Source organism: Actinomadura sp., from assembly GCF_044508335.1.
In the GTDB taxonomy this organism is placed as follows: Bacteria; Actinomycetota; Actinomycetes; order Streptosporangiales; family Streptosporangiaceae; genus Spirillospora.
Window position 1 is genome coordinate 14,738 of record NZ_JBIQHY010000058.1, and the last position, 20,006, is coordinate 34,743.

At 75.5% G+C, this 20,006-nt stretch carries 21 protein-coding genes; 10 read left to right on the forward strand and 11 right to left on the reverse strand.

Annotation, left to right across the window (positions count from 1 at the left end):
* The first annotated feature begins 35 nt into the window (after nucleotides 1–35).
* The 4 genes from ACIWVC_RS20020 to ACIWVC_RS20035 all read left to right on the forward strand — a co-directional run bounded on the left by ACIWVC_RS20020 (nucleotide 36) and on the right by ACIWVC_RS20035 (nucleotide 5,520).
* The gene (locus ACIWVC_RS20020; protein WP_396447869.1) at nucleotides 36–1,880 is read left to right on the forward strand and encodes an ABC transporter ATP-binding protein; all 1,845 of its coding nucleotides are present in this window, start codon (nucleotides 36–38) and stop codon (nucleotides 1,878–1,880) included.
* Complete coding sequence (locus tag ACIWVC_RS20025) at nucleotides 1,877–3,688, forward strand: ABC transporter ATP-binding protein (protein ID WP_396447851.1); 1,812 nt, start codon at nucleotides 1,877–1,879, stop codon at nucleotides 3,686–3,688. Before ACIWVC_RS20020 ends, ACIWVC_RS20025 begins: the two co-directional genes overlap by 4 nt.
* 62 nt (nucleotides 3,689–3,750) lie before the next feature.
* Complete coding sequence (locus ACIWVC_RS20030) at nucleotides 3,751–5,007, forward strand: hypothetical protein (RefSeq protein WP_396447850.1); 1,257 nt, start codon at nucleotides 3,751–3,753, stop codon at nucleotides 5,005–5,007.
* Nucleotides 5,008–5,085: 78 nt separating this feature from the next.
* Nucleotides 5,086–5,520: a hypothetical protein gene (locus tag ACIWVC_RS20035; RefSeq protein ID WP_396447849.1), complete on the forward strand. Its 435-nt coding sequence runs from the start codon at nucleotides 5,086–5,088 to the stop codon at nucleotides 5,518–5,520.
* A 6-nt stretch (nucleotides 5,521–5,526) separates the two neighbouring features.
* Here the strand turns inward: ACIWVC_RS20035 and ACIWVC_RS20040 are convergent, their stop codons facing one another.
* Nucleotides 5,527–6,186: a hypothetical protein gene (locus tag ACIWVC_RS20040; RefSeq protein WP_396447848.1), complete on the reverse strand. Its 660-nt coding sequence runs from the start codon at nucleotides 6,184–6,186 to the stop codon at nucleotides 5,527–5,529.
* Between the two features lie 125 nt (nucleotides 6,187–6,311).
* On the opposite strand from ACIWVC_RS20040, the gene ACIWVC_RS20045 reads away from it, so the two are divergent.
* Nucleotides 6,312–6,650 carry a hypothetical protein gene (locus tag ACIWVC_RS20045; RefSeq protein WP_396447847.1) on the forward strand — a complete coding sequence of 113 codons (339 nt, stop codon included), beginning with the start codon at nucleotides 6,312–6,314 and terminating at the stop codon, nucleotides 6,648–6,650.
* A 19-nt stretch (nucleotides 6,651–6,669) separates the two neighbouring features.
* Nucleotides 6,670–7,845, forward strand: a complete 1,176-nt coding sequence (locus ACIWVC_RS20050) for a winged helix DNA-binding domain-containing protein (RefSeq protein ID WP_396447845.1) — start codon at nucleotides 6,670–6,672, stop codon at nucleotides 7,843–7,845.
* A gap of 52 nt (nucleotides 7,846–7,897) precedes the next feature.
* Here ACIWVC_RS20050 and ACIWVC_RS20055 read toward each other — a convergent pair whose 3' ends face one another.
* On the reverse strand, nucleotides 7,898–8,512 hold the full coding sequence (locus ACIWVC_RS20055; protein ID WP_396447843.1) for a hypothetical protein: 615 nt from the start codon (nucleotides 8,510–8,512) through the stop codon (nucleotides 7,898–7,900).
* 146 nt (nucleotides 8,513–8,658) lie between these two features.
* On the opposite strand from ACIWVC_RS20055, the gene ACIWVC_RS20060 reads away from it, so the two are divergent.
* The 3 genes from ACIWVC_RS20060 to ACIWVC_RS20070 all read left to right on the forward strand — a co-directional run bounded on the left by ACIWVC_RS20060 (nucleotide 8,659) and on the right by ACIWVC_RS20070 (nucleotide 12,535).
* Nucleotides 8,659–9,804: an acyl-CoA dehydrogenase family protein gene (locus ACIWVC_RS20060; RefSeq protein WP_396447842.1), complete on the forward strand. Its 1,146-nt coding sequence runs from the start codon at nucleotides 8,659–8,661 to the stop codon at nucleotides 9,802–9,804.
* On the forward strand, nucleotides 9,804–10,748 hold the full coding sequence (locus ACIWVC_RS20065) for an acyl-CoA dehydrogenase family protein (protein WP_396447841.1): 945 nt from the start codon (nucleotides 9,804–9,806) through the stop codon (nucleotides 10,746–10,748). Before ACIWVC_RS20060 ends, ACIWVC_RS20065 begins: the two co-directional genes overlap by 1 nt.
* A 62-nt stretch (nucleotides 10,749–10,810) precedes the next feature.
* A complete protein-coding gene (locus ACIWVC_RS20070; protein ID WP_396447840.1) occupies nucleotides 10,811–12,535 on the forward strand; it encodes a CocE/NonD family hydrolase in 1,725 nt (574 codons plus the stop codon).
* Nucleotides 12,536–12,574: 39 nt separating this feature from the next.
* On the opposite strand, the gene ACIWVC_RS20075 is transcribed toward ACIWVC_RS20070, so the two are convergent.
* The 9 genes from ACIWVC_RS20075 to ACIWVC_RS20115 form a co-directional block, all read right to left on the reverse strand.
* Nucleotides 12,575–13,420, reverse strand: coding sequence for a RimK family alpha-L-glutamate ligase (locus tag ACIWVC_RS20075; protein WP_396447839.1), 846 nt, complete (start codon nucleotides 13,418–13,420; stop codon nucleotides 12,575–12,577).
* Nucleotides 13,421–13,454: 34 nt separating this feature from the next.
* A complete protein-coding gene (gene hisF, locus ACIWVC_RS20080) occupies nucleotides 13,455–14,216 on the reverse strand; it encodes an imidazole glycerol phosphate synthase subunit HisF (RefSeq protein ID WP_396447838.1) in 762 nt (253 codons plus the stop codon).
* Between the two features lie 34 nt (nucleotides 14,217–14,250).
* Complete coding sequence (priA, locus tag ACIWVC_RS20085) at nucleotides 14,251–14,970, reverse strand: bifunctional 1-(5-phosphoribosyl)-5-((5-phosphoribosylamino)methylideneamino)imidazole-4-carboxamide isomerase/phosphoribosylanthranilate isomerase PriA (RefSeq protein ID WP_396447837.1); 720 nt, start codon at nucleotides 14,968–14,970, stop codon at nucleotides 14,251–14,253.
* 35 nt (nucleotides 14,971–15,005) lie between these two features.
* On the reverse strand, nucleotides 15,006–15,641 hold the full coding sequence (gene hisH / locus ACIWVC_RS20090) for an imidazole glycerol phosphate synthase subunit HisH (protein WP_396447836.1): 636 nt from the start codon (nucleotides 15,639–15,641) through the stop codon (nucleotides 15,006–15,008).
* The gene (locus tag ACIWVC_RS20095) at nucleotides 15,638–15,808 is read right to left on the reverse strand and encodes a hypothetical protein (protein ID WP_396447835.1); all 171 of its coding nucleotides are present in this window, start codon (nucleotides 15,806–15,808) and stop codon (nucleotides 15,638–15,640) included. The genes hisH and ACIWVC_RS20095 overlap by 4 nt, the downstream gene beginning before the upstream one ends.
* Nucleotides 15,809–15,810: 2 nt before the next feature.
* Complete coding sequence (gene hisB, locus ACIWVC_RS20100; protein WP_396447834.1) at nucleotides 15,811–16,404, reverse strand: imidazoleglycerol-phosphate dehydratase HisB; 594 nt, start codon at nucleotides 16,402–16,404, stop codon at nucleotides 15,811–15,813.
* Nucleotides 16,401–17,489 (reverse strand): histidinol-phosphate transaminase, encoded by a 1,089-nt coding sequence (locus tag ACIWVC_RS20105; RefSeq protein WP_396447833.1) that lies wholly within the window; start codon nucleotides 17,487–17,489, stop codon nucleotides 16,401–16,403. The genes hisB and ACIWVC_RS20105 overlap by 4 nt, the downstream gene beginning before the upstream one ends.
* Complete coding sequence (gene hisD, locus ACIWVC_RS20110; RefSeq protein WP_396447832.1) at nucleotides 17,486–18,793, reverse strand: histidinol dehydrogenase; 1,308 nt, start codon at nucleotides 18,791–18,793, stop codon at nucleotides 17,486–17,488. Before hisD ends, ACIWVC_RS20105 begins: the two co-directional genes overlap by 4 nt.
* Before the next feature lie 87 nt (nucleotides 18,794–18,880).
* Complete coding sequence (locus ACIWVC_RS20115; RefSeq protein WP_396447831.1) at nucleotides 18,881–19,714, reverse strand: PhzF family phenazine biosynthesis protein; 834 nt, start codon at nucleotides 19,712–19,714, stop codon at nucleotides 18,881–18,883.
* 121 nt (nucleotides 19,715–19,835) lie between these two features.
* On the opposite strand from ACIWVC_RS20115, the gene ACIWVC_RS20120 reads away from it, so the two are divergent.
* Nucleotides 19,836–20,006: LON peptidase substrate-binding domain-containing protein (locus tag ACIWVC_RS20120; RefSeq protein ID WP_396454421.1), on the forward strand; the 171-nt coding region annotated here is incomplete at its 3' end.

Consider the following 20,006-nt stretch of genomic DNA (forward strand, 5'->3'; position numbering starts at 1 on the left):
CCAGACGCGTCAGCCCCCACGTCCTCAGGGAGGGGATGGGCGTGCTGTGGGTCGCGGTCAAGGCGGAGCCGCGCGTGTTCACGGTGTCGGTGCTGGCGAGCGCGCTGTACGCGGCGATGACCGTGGCGACGGCGAAGGTCCTCGGCTGGGCGGCGGAGCGGGTCGTGCTGCCGGCGTTCGCGTCGGGGCGCACGACGGCCGGGGCGCTGGCCGGGGCCGCCGCCCTGATCATGGCGGTGGCGGTGCTGAAGGCCCTCGGCGTCGCGGGCCGCCGGTTCTACGCGGGCCTCATGCAGTACCGGATGCAGGCGACCTACCGCCGCGCGGTGACCCGGCAGTACCTTCGGCTGCCGCTGGCGTGGCACCACCGGCACCCGACCGGGCAGCTGCTGTCCAACGCCAACGCGGACGTGGAGGCGGTGTGGGCGCCGATCGCGCCGCTGCCGATGGCGGTCGGCGTGGTGTTCATGCTGATCATCTCGGCCGTGTCGATCCTGGTGACGGACGTGGTGGTGGCCGCGGTCGGCTTCCTGGTCTTCCCCGCCGTCGCGCTGATCAACGTGGCGTACCAGCGGCGGCTGTCGCCGGTCGCGACCCGCGCGCAGCAGCTGCGCGCGGAGGTCAGCGAGGTGGCGCACGAGAGCTTCGAGGGCGGCCTGGTGGTCAAGACCCTCGGCCGGGAGGCGGCCGAGACGCGCCGGTTCCGGGAGCGGGCGGAGGCGCTGCGGGACGCCAACGTCGCGGTGGGCCGGATCCGCGGGCTGTTCGACCCGGTGCTGGAGGCGCTGCCGAACCTCGGCGTGCTCGCCGTCCTGCTGATCGGGTCGCTGCGGCTGGAGGCGGGGGCGATGTCGCCGGGCGACCTGGTGAACGTCGCGTACCTGTTCACGCTGCTGTCGTGGCCGATCAGGGCGCTCGGCTGGGTGCTCGGCGAGGTGCCGCGCAGCGTCGTCGGGTGGCGGCGGGTCCGCGGGGTGCTGGACGCGAGCGGCTCCCTGCCGTACGGGGACGGCGCGCTGGACGGCTCCGGCGGGGCGGCCGGCCTGGAGGTCCGCGAGATCCGGTTCGCCTACGAGACGGACGGGACCGGAGACGGCGCGGACGGTCGCGGCGCGGACCGTCACGGCGCGGACGGCGGCGGAGGGCACCGCGTGCTGCACGACGTGTCGTTCGCGGCGTCCCCCGGCCGGACGATCGCGGTGGTGGGCCCGACCGGTTCCGGCAAGTCGACGCTGACCTCGCTGCTGGTCCGGCTGGTCGACCCGGCGGACGGGTCGGTCCTGCTGGACGGCGTCGACCTGCGGGACGTCCGGCGCGGCGGCGTCGCGGCGACGGCGGCGCTCGTCCCGCAGCAGACGTTCCTGTTCGACGACACCGTGCGCGGCAACGTCACGCTCGGCCTCGACGTGCCGGACGAGCGCGTCTGGGAGGCGCTGCGCCTGGCCCAGGCGGAGGGGTTCGTCGCGGCCCTCGCCGACGGCCTCGACACGAGGGTGGGCGAGCGCGGCGCGACGCTGTCCGGCGGGCAGCGGCAGCGGCTCGCGCTGGCCCGCGCGCTGGTGCGGCGGCCGCGGCTGCTCGTCCTGGACGACGCGACGTCCAGCGTCGACCCGCAGGTGGAGGCGCGCATCCTGCAGGGCCTGCGGGAGGCGCGGTCGGACGCGGCGGGCGGCGCGACCGTCGTGGTCGTCGCCTACCGCAAGGCCACGATCGCGCTGGCCGACGAGGTCGTGTACATGGAGCACGGCCGCGTCGCCGCGCGCGGCTCGCACGCCGAGCTGCTGGAGAGCTCGGAGGGCTACCGCAACCTCGTCACCGCCTACGAGCGGGCCGAGGCGGAGCAGGAGGCGGTCGAAGGCGGCGAGGAGGCCCTGGCATGACGATCCTGAACACCGCGGGACCGGACGCCCCGGGCCTGGACGGCTCATCGGCCGCGGAAGGCGCGATCAGCACCCTCAGGCGGGGGCTGCGGCTGAGCCCCGAGTTCCGCGCGGGCCTCGCCGGGACGATCGCGCTGGCGCTGGTGTCCACGGCGGGACGCGTGGTGGTGCCCATCGCCGTCCAGCAGACGATCGACAAGGGCGTCGGCCGCCCGGGCGGCCCCGACATCGCCTTCATCCGGACGGCGGTGCTGCTGTGCGCGGTGGCCGTGCTGGTGACGGCGGTGTGCGCGTACCTGATGAACGTGCGGCTCTACAAGACGTCCGAGGGCGGCCTCGCGGGGCTGCGGGTGAAGGCGTTCCGGCACGTCCACGACCTGTCGATGCTCACCCAGAGCGGGGAGCGGCGGGGCGCCCTGGTGTCGCGGGTGACGAGCGACGTCGACCAGATCAGCCAGTTCATGCAGTCCGGCGGGCTGATGTTCATCGTGTCGATCGGCCAGCTGTTCGTGGCGAGCGTGCTGATGGTCGTCTACTCGTGGCAGCTGGCCCTCCTCGTCTGGGTGGCGTTCCTGCCGCTGGCGTTCGCGCTGCGCCGCTTCCAGCGGATCCTGTCGGCGGCCTACTTCCGGGTGCGCGAGCGCATGGGCGACCTGCTGGCCGCGGTCGGCGAGTCGGTCGTGGGCGCCCCGGTGATCCGCGCGTACGCCTCCGAGGAGCGCACCGGCCGCCGGGTGGACGAGACCGTGGAGGCGTACCGGTCGGCGCAGACCCGCGCGCAGGCGATGGTCGCGCTGACGTTCCCCGTCAGCGAGCTGGTCGCGGCCCTGGCGACGGCCGCGGTCGTCATCGCCGGCACGCTGCTCGGCATCGCCGGGCAGGTGTCGGCCGGCGAGCTGGTCGCCTTCCTCTTCCTGGTCACCCTGTTCGTCAGCCCGATGCAGACGGCCACCGAGGTGCTGAACGAGGCGCAGAACGCGATCGCGGGCTGGCGCCGCGTGCTCGGCGTACTGGACACCGTCCCGGACGTCGCCGACCCGGGCGACGCGGGCGTGACGCTGCCGCGCGGGCCGATCGAGGTGCGGTTCGAGTCGGTGGGCTTCGCCTACCCGGGCGGGCCGCCCGTCCTGCACGACGTGAACGTGGACATCGCGCCCCGCAGCCGCGTCGCCGTCGTCGGGCAGACGGGCTCGGGCAAGACGACGTTCGCCAAGCTGCTGACCCGCCTCATGGACCCGGTCTCCGGCCGCATCCTCGTCGACGGCGTGCCCCTCACCGGCATCCGGTTCTCGTCCCTGCGGGAGCGGATCGTGATGGTGCCGCAGGACGGCTTCCTGTTCGACGCGTCCCTCGGCGACAACATCCGCTACGGGAGGCCGGACGCCTCCGACGAGGACCTCGTCCTCGCGCTCACCGAGCTGGGCCTCGCCGACTGGCTGGACGGCCTGCCGCAGGGCCTGGACACCCCGGTCGGGCAGCGCGGGGAGTCCCTGTCGGCCGGCGAGCGGCAGCTCGTCGCGCTGGCCCGCGCCTACATCGCCGACCCGGACCTCCTCGTCCTGGACGAGGCGACCTCGGCCGTCGACCCGGCGACCGAGGTCCGCATCCAGCGCGCGCTGGACGGCGTCACCCGGGGCCGCACCGCGATCGCCATCGCGCACCGGCTCTCCACCGCCGAGGCGGCCGACGAGGTGATCGTCTTCGAGGCGGGCCGCGTCGTGCAGCGCGGCCCGCACGCGGTCCTCGCCGCCGAGCCCGGCGTCTACGCCGACCTGCACGCGTCCTGGACGGCCCAGCGGGAGATATGAGGGCGGGACTGCCTGGGGTAAAACACTTGCCCGTTATCTGCTCAGGTGCGCATTCTGGCGGGGTGAGCAACGAGGTCGTCTTGGAATCGGCGGGCACGCTGCACGGTCAGCTGCAGCGGGGGCTCGGGAGGGGCGCGCGGCGCGCGGCGGACCGGCGGGGGGCGGGCGAGTACGTGTACGCCTGCGTGCGGCGGGATCCGCGGTGGGACCGGCAGTGCGAGTCGCGGCGGCTGTACTACGCCCGGTTGATGGTCGACCTGGAGTTGCCGGTCGGGCCGGTGGCCCGGCATCTCTTCGACCCGTCCGACCACACCGACCCCGACGACTGGCGGGTGGACCTCGCGTTGGGCGTGCTCGCCGACCTGGTGCGGCTGAGCCGGCGGGAGGCGGCGGCGCCGCTGCGGCGGTACGCCGAGGAAGGGGCGCACTGGTTCGACGCGGTCGCGGAACTCGTCGACCTCGCGGATCCGGGGCTGGCGGCGGGCTTGGACGAGCTGGTGGCGGCGCGGTGCGACGACGCCGACCTGGCACTGCTGATACCGGGCCGCAGCAACCCGGTGATCGAGGTCTGGGCGGCGCGGCAGCCGCGGGTGGCGGCGGCGCTGGCGCGGCAGCGGGAGGCGGGGCGGGCGGCGCGCCGCGCGATGGCCGCGGCCCCGGCGCGGGGCGCGCAGAGCGAGGACGAGCTGCTGGAGCTGGCGCGGCGGCGCGGGGAGGGCGCCATCGCGGCGATCTTCGAGCTGGGCCGGCGGCGGACGCCGGCGCTGCTCGACCTGGCCGAGGAGCTGCTGCCGCAGCGCCCGAGCCGGGTGGGCGGGGCGGTGTGCCGGGCGCTGCGCGACTACGGCCCGGAGACGCTGCCGCGGGCGCGGGCCTGGGCGGCGGCGCGCGGCGGCTGCGCCGACATGGGGCTGCACATCCTCGCCCGCTACGGGACCCGCCAGGACATCCCGCTCCTCATGGAGGAGCTGCACGGCGCCGTCGCCCGCCGGGAATGGGGCGGCGCCGCCGGCCCGATCGAGGGCCTCGGGCGGCTGCGCGCCGGCGAGGCCGTCCCGCTGCTGAAGACCGCTTGGACCGAGTCGACCTACGCCTATCTGAGACCCCGCATCCTGGCCGCACTGACGAGAACCGCACCGCACACCGCCGAGTCCTACACCGTCGAGGGCCTGTGGGACTGCGAGGAGGACGTGCGCGCCGAGGCCGCCCGGTCCGCGCCGCTCACCCGCGAGACCCAGCTGCGGCTGCGCCGACTGCAGCAGGACGGCGCCGAGGAGCCCGGCGTCCGCGCCGCGGCCGGAGCCCGCCTGATGGCCTGAGCGGACCGGTGAACCCCGCCCGGGCGGGGCGCGTATTCATCCCTCGAATCGCGCATCTGACCCCGGAGAGGATTGGCGATGGGTTCCCGACACCCCCTCGACCTCATCAGGCCGCCGCTGCTGTGCGCGGCGGCGCTGGCGCTGCCGCTCGCGGCCGGCTGCTCGGCGGAGTCCGGCGACTCCGCCGAGAAGGTCGCCAAGCCGGCCAGCCTGCAGGAGCTGGCCCGGCAGACGGACTGCAAGGTGACCGGCACGCGCAAGGTCAAGGACATGGAGCAGGGGAACTGCAAGACCTCTCTCGGGCGCTTCGTGCTGCTGAGCTTCACCACCGACAAGGGCATGCAGTCGTGGCTGCACGAGGCCAAGCCGTGGGGCGGCTGGTACCTCGTCGGGGCCCGCTGGGTGGCGGTCAGCGAGAAGCCGACGCTGGAGTCGCTGCGCACCGAGCTCGGCGGCAAGATCGTCCAGGGCGACCACCACGGCACCGGGCACAGCGGCGGCGAGCACGGCTGAACCGGCTCAGCCGCTGCCGTCGCGGGCGCCCTCCCCGCCGCGGGCGTCCTCCCCGCCGCGGACGAGCAGGACGCTCCAGCGCTCCAGGGCGGGGCCGGTGCGGGCCAGGACCCGCCGCGCGGCCAGCCCGCGCCCGATCGTGCCGGGGCTCCACAGCGGGTGCCGGGGGCCGTCCACGACGACCCGGACGGCGGCCGCCGGCAGCCCGCCGCCCCGCGCGGCGACGAGGGCCGACTCCATGTCGGCGACGCGCGCGCCCCGCGCGGCCAGCGCGGCGCGCTCCGCGCCGCGGACGACGCGGTCGGTGGTGATCAGCGGGCCGACCTGGACGCTCAGGCCGTCCCGGATCAGCTCCCCGGCGAGCAGGTGCGGCGCGGCGCACGGCACCGCCGTCCCGCCGGGGCCGCGGATCTCGTCGGCGACGAGGACGTCGCCCGGCCGCAGCCGCTCGTCCAGCGCGCCGCCGAACCCGACGGTGACGAGGGCGGCGCACGCGTCCGGCAGCCGGGCCGCGCGCCGGGCGCGGTAGCCGACGACCACGACCGGCGTGCGGGTGAGCCCGCGGCGGACCGCGCGCGCCTCGATGCGCAGTGCGGCGCACACGACCGGGCCGGCCGCCGGCGCCTCGGCGGGGCCGCCGCCCGCAGGCGCGCTGTCCTTGCTCATCCGCACAGCGAAGCACGGCGTCACCGGGAAGATCCAGCCGCGTCACCGTGCGGTGCCGCATTCGCCCCCGACGGATCGGCCCGCGGCGGGACGGCGGCGGCGCGCCACGCCCGTAGACTCCCCGCATGACCTCCTTTCCCCTCCGGCGGAAGCTGGCCGTACTCCCGTTCGCGCTGCTGCCGCTCGGCGCCCTGGCGGCGTGCGGCGGCGAGAACAGCAGGACCTCCTGCGACGTCGACTCGTGCACGGTGACCTTCGACCGCGGCGTCGACGCGAGCGCGTCCATCCTCGGCGTGAAGGCCGAGCTGGTGAAGGTGCAGGGCGACCTGGTCACCCTCAAGATCGCGGGTCAGCAGGTGACCGTGCCGGTCGGCGACGGGGAGCAGGAGGCCGAGGGCTTCAACGTGTCGGTCCAGTCGGTCACCCAGGACAACGTGGTGGTGAAGATCTCCAACGCCGGCTGAGCCGGTCTAGTATTCGTTCATGCGTTCGATGACTCCGGCGGAGCGGCGGGCCCGGCTCGCGCTCCGGCACCGGCTCGCGCCGCGGGCCCGGACCGACGACGTCCTCGCCATCGCCCGGTCGATGGTGGTGCTGCACGCCACCGACCCGGCCACGGTGTTCCTGTCGGTGGCGGCCCGCAGCGCCGAGGCCGGCCCCGCCGCGGTCGAGCGGGCGCTCTACGACGACCGCACGCTGCTGCGGATGCTCGCCATGCGCCGGACGATGTTCGTCGCGCCCACCGAGCTGCTCCCGGTGCTGCAGGCGTCCACGGCGGACGGCCTGGCCGTGAAGCAGCGCGCGACCTACACCCGGATCATCGAGCGCGGCAGCGACGTCCCCGACGCCGCGAAGCTGTTCGCCGAGGCCGCGGAGGCCGCGCACGAGGCGCTGCTCGCCCGCGGGGAGGCCACCGGCGCGCAGCTCGGCGCCGACGTGCCGCTGCTGCGGACGCAGGTCGATCCCGCGCCCGGCAAGCCCTACTCCCGGCCGACGAGCATCACCACGTGGGTCCTGGTCACGCTCGGCTGCGAGGGCCGCATCGTGCGCGGCCGCCCCAACGGGACGTGGGCCAGCAGCCAGTACATGTGGTCGCCGGTCGAGACGTGGCTGCCCGGCGGCGTCGAGGACGTCCCGGCCGACGCCGCGCGCGCCGAGCTCGTCCGCCGCTGGCTGCGCGCGTTCGGCCCGGCCCCGGTCGCTGACCTGAAGTGGTGGACGGGCTGGAGCGCCGGCGACGTCAAGAAGGCCCTCGCGCTCCTCGACGTCACCGAGGTCGACCTCGGCGGCGGCACCGGCCTCGTCCTCTCCGACGACCTGGAGCCCGCCCCCGAGCCGGAGCCGTGGGCGGCGCTGCTGCCCGCGCTCGACCCGACGCCGATGGGCTGGCGGGAGCGCGGCTGGTTCCTCGGCGGCCACGGCCCGGCGCTGTTCGACCGCAACGGCAACATCGGCCCGTCCGTCTGGTGGGACGGCCGCGTCGTCGGGGGCTGGGCGCAGCGCAAGGACGGCGAGATCGCCGTCCGCGTCCTGGAGGACGTCGGCGCCGACGCCGAGGCCGCGATCGAGCGGGAGGCGGCGCGGATGGCGGCCTGGTACGGCGACGTGCGCGCCGTCCCCCGCTTCCGCACCCCGCTGGAACGCGAGCTCACGTCCTGAACACCGCCCCGGGCGCGGGCGGGGAGGGCCGCGCCGGCGGGCCGCCGGGGCGTCAGCGGAGGTGGGCGCCCGCGCCGGCCGCACGGCGCTTGGCGGAGCCGCGGCGCAGGAAGGTCACCGCGAAGCTGAGGGCGGCGAGCCCGCCGACGCCGAGGGCGGCCAGCACGGCGAAGCCGAGGTAGGCGTGCACGGTGTCGTCCGGCGTCACGAGGATCGGGCCGTCGGCGCCCCGGCAGGTCAGCCGCGCCGTCCCGGACACCGGCGCGTGGAACGTGGCCGTGTACCGGTAGCCGGCGTGCTCGCCCGCGCTCCAGGAGTTCTTCCGCGTCAGCCGGACCGGCCCGGACCGCTCCCCCACCTGCACCGTGCAGGAGTAGGGCGAGGACCCGCCCGTGCGGACGTAGAGGAAGTACCCGTGCCCCTCGGAGAGCCGGACCGTGACCCCGGCGACCGGATCCCCGGCGGCCGGGGGCCCGTCCGCGACCTTGGAGTCGTCCCACAGGAACCCGAGCACGGTGAAGAAGCCCACCACCGCGGCGAAGAGCAGGACGACGGGCAGCGCGTACCAGCCCGCGCTCGGGCCGACACGGCGTTCCGGGACCCACGAGGGCGCGGCCGGTCCCGTGGGCGGCGGCGGTCCCATCGGCGGGTTCGACCCGGGCCACATGTCGTGTTTCTCCCCCTGGCGTCGGCTGTGGGATCGCAACGATTCCAGACAACCGCATCTGCGTCGAGGACGGCGCCTGGTAAGGACCTGCTGACAGGCGTGCCGGGGCGCGCCGGTAACGTCGCCGTGAGACCGAGGAGGCGCCCGTGGCCAGACCGCCCGACCTGGAGCCCGCGACGCTCCCCCCGCAGGCCGCCGAGCTGCGGGCGCGGGTCCGCGAGTTCCTCGCCGGGACACCGTTCACGCCCCGCTGCGACAGCTGGCTCACCGGCGCGGACCCCGCGTTCAGCAGGCGGCTCGGCGAGCGCGGCTGGCTCGGGATGACGCTGCCCGAGCGGTACGGCGGGCACGGCCGCTCCCCGCTGGAGCGGTTCGTGGTGATCGAGGAGCTGCTCGCCGCCGGGGCGCCGGTCGGCGCGCACTGGATCGCCGACCGGCAGACCGGGCCGAGCATCCTCGCGCACGGCACCGAGGAGCAGAAGGCGCGGTTCCTGCCCGCGATCGCGCGCGGCGAGTGCTTCTTCGCGATCGGGATGAGCGAGCCGGACTCCGGCTCGGACCTCGCGTCCGTGCGCACCCGCGCCGAGCGTGCGGACGGCGGGTGGCGGCTGCACGGCACCAAGGTGTGGACGAGCGGCGCCCACATCGCGCACGCGATCCTCGTGCTGGCGCGGAGCTCCCCCGTGCCGGACGGCGGGCCGGGCGGCCGGCACGCGGGGCTGAGCCAGTTCATCGTCCCGCTGCCGGACGAGCGGGTGGCGATCCGGCCGATCCCGGGGCTGTCCGGCGAGCACCACTTCAACGAGGTCGTGCTCGACGGCGTGTTCGTCCCGGACTCGATGGTGCTCGGCCGCGTCGGGGACGGCTGGCGGCAGGTCACCGCCGAACTCGCCTACGAGCGCAGCGGCCCGGAGCGGCTGCTCAGCACGTTCCTGCTCGTCCGGCTGCTGCACGGCCGCGCGGACGGCCCGGCGGCGCGGCGCGCGCTCGGCCGGCTGACCGCGCGGCTGTGGGCGCTGCGGCAGGCGTCCCTGGCGGTCGCGGGGGCGCTGGAGGCCGGGCGGACCCCGGAGATCCCCGCGGCCCTCGTCAAGGACCTGGGGACCCGGTTCGAACGCGAGGTCATCGAGACGGCGCGGGAGCACGCCGGCGTGGAACCCGACCTCGCCTCCCCCGACCCGCTGGCCCGCGCGCTCGCGGAGTCGGTCGTCCAGGCGCCCGGGTTCACGCTGCGGGGCGGCGCCAACGAGATCCTGCGCGGCATCGTCGCGCGCGGCCTGGGAGTGCGCTGATGGAGCTGCTGGAGGAGACCGCGGCCGAGATCCTGTCCCGGGACGACCCGTGGCCCGCGCTGCTGGAGTCCGGGCTGGCGCTGGCCGGGGTTCCGGAGGAGGCGGGCGGCAGCGGCGGGACCCTCGCCGACGCCGCCGCGGTGCTCCGCGCGGCCGGGCGCAGCGGCGCCGCCGTCCCGCTCGCCGAGACGGGCTGGCTCGCCGGGCGGCTGCTCGCCGAGGCCGGGCTGCCCGTGCCGCCCGGCGCCCTGACCGCCGCGTCCGGCGAGGTCGAGACCGACGGCCGGACGCTGACCGGGACGCTGCGGCGGGTGCCGTGGGCCCGCTCCGCGCACCGGATCGCCGTCCTGGCGGACGGGCTGGTCGCGGTGGTCGACCCGGCGCACGCCCGGATCACCGAGGGGGCGAACGTGGCGGGCGAGCCCCGCGACGACGTCGTGCTGTCCGGCGTCCGGGCGGAGGCCGCGGCGCCGTGCGGCGCGGACGCGGCGGAGCTGCGGCGGCGCGGGGCGCTGGCCAGGGCCGTGCAGCTCACGGGGGCGATGGGGCGGGCGCTGGACCTGTCCGTCCGGTACGCGGGCGAGCGGGAGCAGTTCGGGCGGCCGCTCGCGCGGTTCCAGGCCGTCCAGCAGATGCTGGCGGAGCTCGCCGGGGAGGCCACCGTCGCGGACGTCGCGGTGCGCGCCGCCGTCCGCACCCCGGACGACCCCGTCGCGGTGGCCGCCGCCAAGGCGAACGCCTCGCGCGCGGCGGGCGCGGTCGCGGCGATCGCGCACCAGGTCCACGGGGCGCTCGGCGTCACCGGGGAGCACGTCCTCCGCACGGTCACGCTGCGGCTCTGGTCGTGGCGGGACGAGTACGGGAACGAGACCGCGTGGGCGGACGATCTCGGCGCCGCGGCCGCCGCCGCGCCCGACCCGTGGGCGTTCCTCACCGGCCGCTGACGGTTGCGGTCCCCGGGCGCGGTTACCTTACTAGGTAGTAGCCAACCGCGGACGGAGGCAGAATGGCGCTCTGGGACCGACTGCCCGCCTCACCGATCCGGCTGCCGCACCCCCGGGGCCTGGCCCGCTACACCGTCGAGCGCGACCTCCCGGTGCCCATGCCGGACGGCGTGACCCTGCTCGCCGACAGGTACGTCCCCGCCGGGGTCGAGCGGCCGCCCACGATCCTGGTGCGGACGCCGTACGGGCGGCGCGGGCCCGCCGCGCTCGCCAACGGCCTGCTGTTCGTCCCGTTCGGGTTCCAGCTGGTCGTGCAGAGCGCGCGCGGGACGTCCGGCTCCGGCGGCGAGTTCGACCCGCTCGGCAGCGAACGCGACGACGGGCTGGCGACCGTCGAATGGCTGAGGCGGCAGCCCTGGTTCCACGGCGCGTTCGCGATGTTCGGCCCCAGCTACCTCGGCTACTCGGCGTGGGCGGTCGCGGCCGAGGCGGGCCCCGAGCTGAAGGCGATGTCGCTGCAGATCACGGCGTCCTCGTTCCGCGACGCCGCGTACGTCGGCGGGTCGTTCGCCCTGGAGTCCGCGCTGACCTGGACCGACCTGACGCACCGGCAGCAGCGCCCGCTCGGCATGATCACCGGGCCGCTCACCTCGCGGCGCCGCGCGCTGCGCGCCGCCCGCTCCGGCCGCCCGCTCACCGAGCTGGACGTGCTGGCCGGCGGTGCGCCGATGCGCTTCTACCGGGACCTCCTCGCCAACCACGCCCCCGGCGGCGCCGCCCCGAACGGCTACTGGGACCGCCGCGACTTCAGCGCCACCGTCGGCCGGGTCGCCGCGCCGGTGAACCTCCTCGGCGGCTGGTACGACGTGTTCCTGCCGTGGGAGATCAAGGACTACCTCGCGCTGCGCGCCGCCGGGCACGCGCCTTACCTGACGATCGGGCCCTGGTGGCACACCGACGCCCGGCACGGCCTGCCCGCCGTCCGCGAGTCGCTCGCCTGGTTCCGCGCCCACCTGCAGGGCGACCCGTCCGGGCTGCGCCGCGACCCCGTCCGGCTGTACGTGACGGGCGCCCGCGAGTGGCGGCACTACCGCGACTGGCCGCCGCCGGGCACCCGGCGGGTCCGCTGGCACCTGCACGCCGGCCCGCCCGGACAGGGCGGCCTCGGCGAGGACGGGCCGCAGGACCGCCCGGCGAGCACCTACACCTTCGACCCGGCCCGCCCGACGCCCGCGCTCGGCGGCCCCACCCTGCTCGGCAGCTCCCGCCCCGTCGACAACCGCCCGCTGGAGCGGCGCCCGGACGTCCTGGTGTTCACCTCTCCCGCCCTCGGCGCCGACCTCGACGTGATCGGCCCGGTCGGCGCCGACCTGTTCGTCCGGTCCGACCGGGAGCACACCGACTTCATCGTGCGGATCTGCGACGTCGCCCCGGACGGGACGTCCCGCAACGTCTGCGAGGGCGGCCTGCGCCTGCCCGCGGCGGCCGCGCGGCCCGCCGGGACGGACGGCGTCCGCCGGATCGCCGTCGACCTGTGGCCGACCGGGCACCGCTTCGCGCGCGGCCACCGGATCCGCGTCCACGTCGCCAGCGGCGCCTACCCCAAGGTCGCCGCGAACCCCGGCACCGGCGAACCCCTGGCCACCGCCGCGACCCGCATGCTGAAGGCCCGCCAGGAGGTCTTCCACGACCCGGACCGCCCGTCCGCGATCATCCTGCCGGTCGCCGAGCGCTCGCCGGAGGCCGCCGTCCCGGCGCCGGAGGAGGACCCGGTCGACCCCGTCTGAGGGGGCGGGGTCTGGACAAGCGGGGTCTAGAGGCGGGGTCTAGAGGCGGGCCGCGATCGCCTTGGCGAACCGCGCGGCGCTGCCGGGGCCGTGGTGGAGGTAGAGGTTGGGCTCCGTCAGCTCCAGCTCGATGATGAGCGGGGACCCGTCCGGCCCGGGGATGAGGTCGACCCGGGCGTAGAGCAGGTCGTGGCCGCCCGGGACGGCGGCCAGGGCGCGGGCGGCGACGTCGAGTTCCGCGTCCGTGGCCGTGGCCGCGGTGACCTGCCCCCGCGTGGCGTCGTCGCGTACGGAGCCCTGCACGCCCGCGCCGGCGGTGAGGATCTGCGCCTTGCGTCCGGCGTGGCTGTACTCGCCGTCGCAGAAGACCAGGGCCGTCTCGCCCGCGGAGTCGACGGCGGACAGGTAGGGCTGCGCCATCGCCGTCCGCCCGGCGTCGCGCAGGGAGCGCAGGTGGGCGCGGGCCTGCTCCTCCTCGCCGGGGCCCCAGCGGGCCGTGTCGCCGGAGCCGATGGAGACCGCCGGCTTGATGACGTACTCGGGCCACTCGGAGGGGATGTCGGCCGGGTCCCACAGCGTCGGGACGACGGGCAGGCCCGCGGCGGCGAGGTCGCGGAGGTAGCGCTTGTCGGTGTTCCAGCGGATGATCTCCGCCGGGTTCAGCACGCGCGGGAGGCTCTCCGCCCACGCCGCGAACTCGTCGCGCCGGGACGTGTAGTCCCACGTGGAGCGGACGACGACCAGGTCGTAGCGGGACCAGTCGGCGCCGCCGTCCCAGACCACGGGCTCGGCGGCGACGCCGAGGGACGCCAGGGCGCCGATCAGGTCGCGCACGTCGTCGCTGCCTCCGGGCAGCCAGGAGCAGGTCGCGAACGCGATGGTCATTCCGGGGGGCTTCCTCTGGGTCTGTCGTTTCTCTTCAGCGGACGGGGTGGCCGGCCTCGCGCAGCGCCGCCTTGACCTCGGGGATCGTCAGCTCCCCGAAGTGGAAGACGCTGGCGGCGAGCACGGCGTCCGCGCCCGCGGCCACGGCGGGGGCGAAGTGCTCGACCGCCCCGGCGCCGCCGCTGGCGATCACCGGCACGGTCACCGCCTCCCGGACGCGGCGGAGCATCTCCAGGTCGAAGCCGGCCTTGGTGCCGTCGGCGTCCATGGAGTTCAGCAGGATCTCGCCGACGCCCAGCTCCTCGCCGCGGCGGGCCCACTCGATCGCGTCGATGCCGGTGCCCTTGCGGCCGCCGTGCGTGGTCACCTCGAACCCCGACGCGGTGCCCTCGGCGCGCCGGGCGTCCACCGACAGCACGATGCACTGGGAGCCGAAGCGGTGCGCGGCCTCCCGCAGGAACTCCGGCCGCGCGATCGCGGCCGTGTTGATCGACACCTTGTCGGCCCCGGCGCGCAGCAGCCGGTCGACGTCCTCGACCGTGCGGACGCCGCCGCCGACCGTCAGCGGGATGAACACCTGCTCGGCGGTGCGGCGCACCACGTCGTAGGTGGTGGACCGGTCGGCGCTGGACGCGGTGATGTCCAGGAACGTCAGCTCGTCGGCGCCCTCGGCGTCGTAGCGGCGGGCCAGCTCGACCGGGTCGCCGGCGTCCCGCAGGTTCTGGAAGTTGACGCCCTTGACCACGCGCCCGGCGTCGACGTCCAGGCACGGGATCACCCGCACGGCGACGGTCACCGCACGCCCTCCCCGCTCACTTCACGGCCCCGGCTCACTTCACGGCCTCAAGGGCCTCTTCGAGCGTGAACGCCCGCGCGTACAGGGCCTTGCCGACGATGGCGCCCTCGACGCCCTCGGGGACCAGGGCGGCGAGCGCCCGCAGGTCGTCCAGCGACGAGACGCCGCCGGACGCGACGACGGGCTTGCGGGTGCGGGAGCAGACCTCGCGGAGCAGCTCCGTGTTGGGGCCGCGCAGGGTGCCGTCCTTGGTGACGTCGGTGACCACGTAGCGGGGGCAGCCGTCGTCCTCCAGCCGGGCGAGGACCTCCCACAGGTCGCCGCCCTCCCGCGTCCAGCCGCGCGCGGCGAGCGTCGTGCCCCGCACGTCCAGCCCCACCGCGATCCTGTCGCCGTGCGAGGCGATGATCTTGCGGCACCACTCGGGGTTCTCCAGCGCCGCCGTGCCGATGTTGACCCGGGCGCACCCGGTGGACAGCGCCGCCTCCAGCGACGCGTCGTCGCGGATGCCGCCGGACAGCTCCACCTTCACGTCCAGCCGCCCGGTCACCTCGGCGAGCAGCTCCCGGTTGGAGCCGCGCCCGAACGCCGCGTCGAGGTCGACCAGATGGATCCACTCCGCCCCCGCCCTCTGCCAGGCGAGCGCCGCGTCGAGGGGGGCGCCGTAGGAGGTCTCGGTGCCGGCCTCGCCCTGGACGAGGCGGACCGCCCGGCCGTCGGCGACGTCGACGGCGGGAAGGAGCGTCAGAGTCATGCGGAAACCCTATCGAGGCTGATGGGACGGGACGGTCAGGCGAGCGTGCCCAGCCAGTTGCGGAGCAGGTGCGCGCCGGCGTCGCCGGACTTCTCCGGGTGGAACTGGGTGGCGCACAGCGGGCCGTTCTCGACGGCGGCGACGAAGCGGTCGCCGTGCTCGGCCCAGGTGACCAGCGGCGGCGCGATGGTGCCGGTCGGGTCGGGCTCCAGGTCCCAGCTGCGGGCGGCGTAGGAGTGGACGAAGTAGAATCGCTCGTCCGCCAGGCCGGCGAAGAGGACCGAGCCCTCCGGGGCGTCGACGGTGTTCCAGCCCATGTGCGGGACCACCGGGGCGTTCAGCCGGTCGACCGTGCCCGGCCATTCGCCGCAGCCCTCGGTGGTGACGCCGTGCTCGATGCCCTTGGTGAACAGGATCTGCATGCCGACGCAGATGCCGAGGACGGGGCGCCCGCCCGCGAGGCGGCGGCCGATGATCTGGTCGCCGCGGACCTTCCGCAGGCCCGCCATGCAGGCGGCGAACGCGCCGACGCCGGGGACGACCAGGCCGTCGGCGTCCAGCGCGGCGTCCCAGTCGGCGGTGACGGCCACGTCGGCTCCGCCGCGGGCCACGGCGCGCTCGGCGGAGCGCAGGTTGCCGGAGCCGTAGTCCAGGATGACGATCTTCTTCACAGCCACATCACTCCCCCGGCGAAGGCCAGCCCGGCGAGGACGAGCAGGAGCAGCGCGCCGAACTTGATGCCCTGCTTGACGAAGCTGTAGACGCCGGCCAGCAGGAACACCGCGACCGCGAAGAGCGCGACGTTGCCGTAGGTGAAGTGCAGGTCGCCGATCTCCACGTCTACAGGGCTCCCTTGGTGGACGGGACGCCGTGCACCTTCGGGTCGAACGCCACCGCGTCGCGCAGCGCGCGCGCCAGGGCCTTGAACTGCGCCTCGACGATGTGGTGGGCGTTGCGCCCGTACGGCACGTGGACGTGCAGCGCCACCCGCGCGTTCGACGTGAACGACTCGAAGATGTGCCGGGTCATCGTGGTGTCGTACTCGGGGCCGATCATCGGGGCCATGCCGTCCGGCTCGGTGTGCACCAGGTAGGGGCGGCCGGAGACGTCCACGGTGACCTGCGCGAGGGCCTCGTCGAGCGGGACGGACGCGTCGGCGAACCGGCGGATGCCGGCCTTGTCGCCGAGCGCCTCCCGGAACGCCTGGCCGAGCGCGATGGAGGTGTCCTCGATCGTGTGGTGGCTGTCGATGTGCAGGTCGCCGGACGTCTTGACGGTCAGGTCGAACGACCCGTGCTTGCCGAGCTGGGCCAGCATGTGGTCGAAGAACCCCACCCCGGTCGCGACGTCGACCTGCCCGGTCCCGTCGAGGTCGATCTCCACGAGGACCTGGGTCTCCTTGGTCCCGCGCTCGATCCGTCCCTTGCGCGTCACGAACTCTCCTTCAGTGCGGTGCGGAACGCGGCCATCTCCTCGGGGGTGCCGACGCTGACCCGCAGCCACTCGGGCGGCCCCACCTCCCGGATCAGCACGCCGCGCTCGAGCAGGTTCTCCCAGACCTTGCGGCGGTCGGGGAACGTCCCGAACAGGACGAAGTTGGCGTCGGAGTCGGCCACCCGGAAGCCCTCGGCGCGCAGCCACCCGACGAGGGCGTCGCGTTCGCGGCGCAGGGCGCCGACGGTGCCGAGCAGTTCCTCGCCGTGGGCGAGGGCGGTGCGGGCGACGGCCTGGGTGACGGCCGACAGGTGGTAGGGCAGCCGGACGAGCAGCAGCGCCTCGATCACGGCGGGGTCGGCGGCGAGGTAGCCGAGCCGGGTGCCGGCCATCGCGAACGCCTTGGACATCGTGCGGGTGACGATCAGCCGCGGGTTGCCGTCCAGCAGCGTGAGCGCGGACGGCGTCTCGGCGCGGCGGAACTCCGAGTACGCCTCGTCGACGACGACCATGCCCGGCGCCGCCGCCAGCACCGCCTTGATCGCCTCCAGCGGGAGGGCGGTGCCGGTCGGGTTGTTCGGCGAGGTCAGGAACACGACGTCGGGGCGGTGCTCCTCGACGGCGGCGACGGCGCGCTCGGGTTCGAGGCCGAAGTCCTCGTCCCGGAACGCGTTGATCCAGCGGGTGCCGGACACCCCGGTGATGATCGGGTGCATCGAGTAGGACGGCTCGAAGCCGAGCGCGGTGCGGCCCGTCCCGCCGAACGCCTGCAGGATCTGCTGGATGATCTCGTTGGAGCCGTTCGCCGCCCACACCCGGGCGGCGGTGAGGCCCGCCCCGGGCGTGTCGGCGTTCAGGTACGCGGCGAGGTCCTCGCGGAGCGCGACGGCGTCGCGGTCGGGGTAGCGGTTGAGGGTCCCGGCGACGTCCAGGACGGCCTCGCCGACGGCCTTCACGAGCCGGTCGGACGGCGGGTAGGGGTTCTCGTTGGTGTTCAGCGCGTACGGGACGTCCAGCTGGGGCGCCCCGTAGGGCTCCCGGCCGCGCAGGTCGTCCCGGAGCGGCAGGTCGTTCAGCGAGGTCACGAAGGGATCTCCCAGTCGAAGCGGGCCTTCACGGCGGCGCCGTGGGCGGGCAGGTCCTCGGCCTCGGCGAGCGCGACCACGCGGGAGGCCGCCTCGGCGAGGGCGCCGCGGTCGTACTCGACGACGTGCACGCCGCGCAGGAACGACTGCACCGACAGCCCGCCCGAGTGGCAGGCGCACCCGCCGGTCGGCAGGACGTGGTTGGACCCGGCGAGGTAGTCGCCGAGCGACACCGGCGCGTGCCGCCCCACGAAGACCGCACCGGCGTTGCGGACGCGGGCGGCGACCGCCGCGGCGTCGGCGGTCTGGATCTCCAGGTGCTCGGCGGCGTAGGCGTCGACGACCTTCAGGCCGTCCTCGACGCAGTCCACGAGGACGATGCCGGACTGCCGCCCGGCGAGCGCCTCGGTGATCCGCTCGGTGTGCTTGGTGCGCGCGACCTGCGCCGCCAGCTCGGCCTCGACCTCGTCGGCGAGCCGCACCGAGTCGGTGACCAGGACCGCGGCGGCGAGCGTGTCGTGCTCGGCCTGGCTGATCAGGTCGGCGGCGACCTCCACCGGGCTCGCGGTGCCGTCGGCGAGGATCGCGATCTCCGTCGGGCCGGCCTCGGCGTCGATGCCGATCACGCCCTTGAGCAGCCGCTTCGCGGCGGCGACGTACACGTTGCCGGGCCCGGTGACCAGGTCGGCGCGGGGGCACTCGTCGGTGCCGTAGGCGAACATCGCGATCGCCTGCGCGCCGCCCGCGGCGTAGACCTCGTCCACTCCGAGCAGCGCGCACGCGGCGAGGATCGACGGGTGCGGCAGCCCGCCGGACTCCCGCTGCGCGGGCGAGGTCACCGCGAGCGACCCGACGCCCGCCTCCTGCGCGGGGACGACGTTCATGACCACGCTGGACGGGTACACGGCGCGCCCGCCCGGCACGTAGAGGCCGACGCGCCCGACCGGGATCCACCGCTCGGTGACGGTGCCGCCGGGCACGACCCGCGTGGCGGCGTCGGTGCGGCGCTGCGCGCGGTGCACGGCGCGGGCGCGGCGGATGCTCTCCTCCAGCGCGTCCCGGACGGCCGCGTCGAGGCCGGCCAGCGCCTCGTGGACCGCCTCGACCGGGACCCGCGCGCTCTCCAGCTCGACCCCGTCGAACTTCTCGGTGTACTCCCGGACCGCCTCCGAGCCGCGATGGCGCACGTCCTCGCAGATGGGCCGCACCTTGTCCAGGGCGGCCTCGACGTCGAGCTCGGCGCGGGGCAGCACGGAGCGCAGGTCGCGGGGAAGCGAGCCGCGCAGGTCGATACGGGAAATCACCCGTCCAGTCTACGGAGTGCCACCGCTCCCCCGCGCACCGTCTCACGTCGCGAGACGCGCGCGTCCTCGGGCGCGGCGCGCGCGTCGTCAGGCGCTGAAGGCGCCGTCCAGCACGGTGACGGCCGTGCCCGACAGCGCCACCCGGTCGCCGCGGAGCGAGACGCGGACGTGCCCGCCGCGCGCGGACGCCTGGTAGCCGGTCAGCGTGTCGCGCCCGAGCCGCGCCGCCCAGTAGGGGGCGAGGGCGGTGTGCGCCGAGCCGGTCACCGGGTCCTCCGCATCGCCGGGCAGGACGCGCGGCGCGAAGAACCGGGAGGTGAAGTCGTGCGCCCGCCCGGGGTCGGCCTGCGCCGTGACGATCACCCCGCGCGCGTCGATCTCGGCGAGCGCCCGGACGTCCGGCGCGATCTCGCGCACGGTCGCCTCGTCCGCGACCTCCGCGAGCAGGTCGTTCTGCTCGTTGCGGCCGGTGCGGAGCACGTCCGCGCCGAGCGCGGCGGCGAGGCCGCCGGGCGTCTCGACCGGCCGGGCCGGGCAGGCCGGGAAGTCCATCGACAGCGCCCCGCCGTCCGCGCGCGTGACGGTGAGGACGCCGCTCCGCAGCGTCCGGAACCGGATCGGGCGGTCCGGCGCGAACGCCCCGGTCTCGTAGAGGGCGTGCGCGGCCGCCAGGGTGGCGTGCCCGCAGAGGGCGACCTCCGTCACGGGGGTGAACCAGCGCAGCTCGAAATCCGCCCGGTCGCCCCCGGTTCCGCCTCCGGGATCGCCGAGCGGCCGGACGAAGGCCGTCTCCGAGTGCTTCATCTCCGCCGCGACGCGCTGCATCCATTCCGCGTCCGCGGCGTCCCGGAGCAGGCACACGCCGGCCGGGTTGCCGGTGAACGGGCGGTCCGCGAACGCGTCGACGACGAGCATCCTCATGGCGCCGACGCTACCGCCTTCACACTGTGGCAAAACTTCCCTTACCAAGATCATCAATATCGACGTACCCTGGCGGGCGAGGGCGTCTTCCCGGCGGCGCCCAGGAACGCTGGAGTGAAGTGTGACCGAGCGGCTCCCCCTGTTCCCACTGGGCACCGTGCTGTTCCCGGGGCTGGTGCTCCCCCTCCACCTGTTCGAGGAGCGGTACCGCCGGCTGATCGCCGACCTGCTGGAGCGGCCCGAACCGCGCGGGTTCGGGGTGGTCGGCATCGAGCTCGGCCACGAGGTCGGC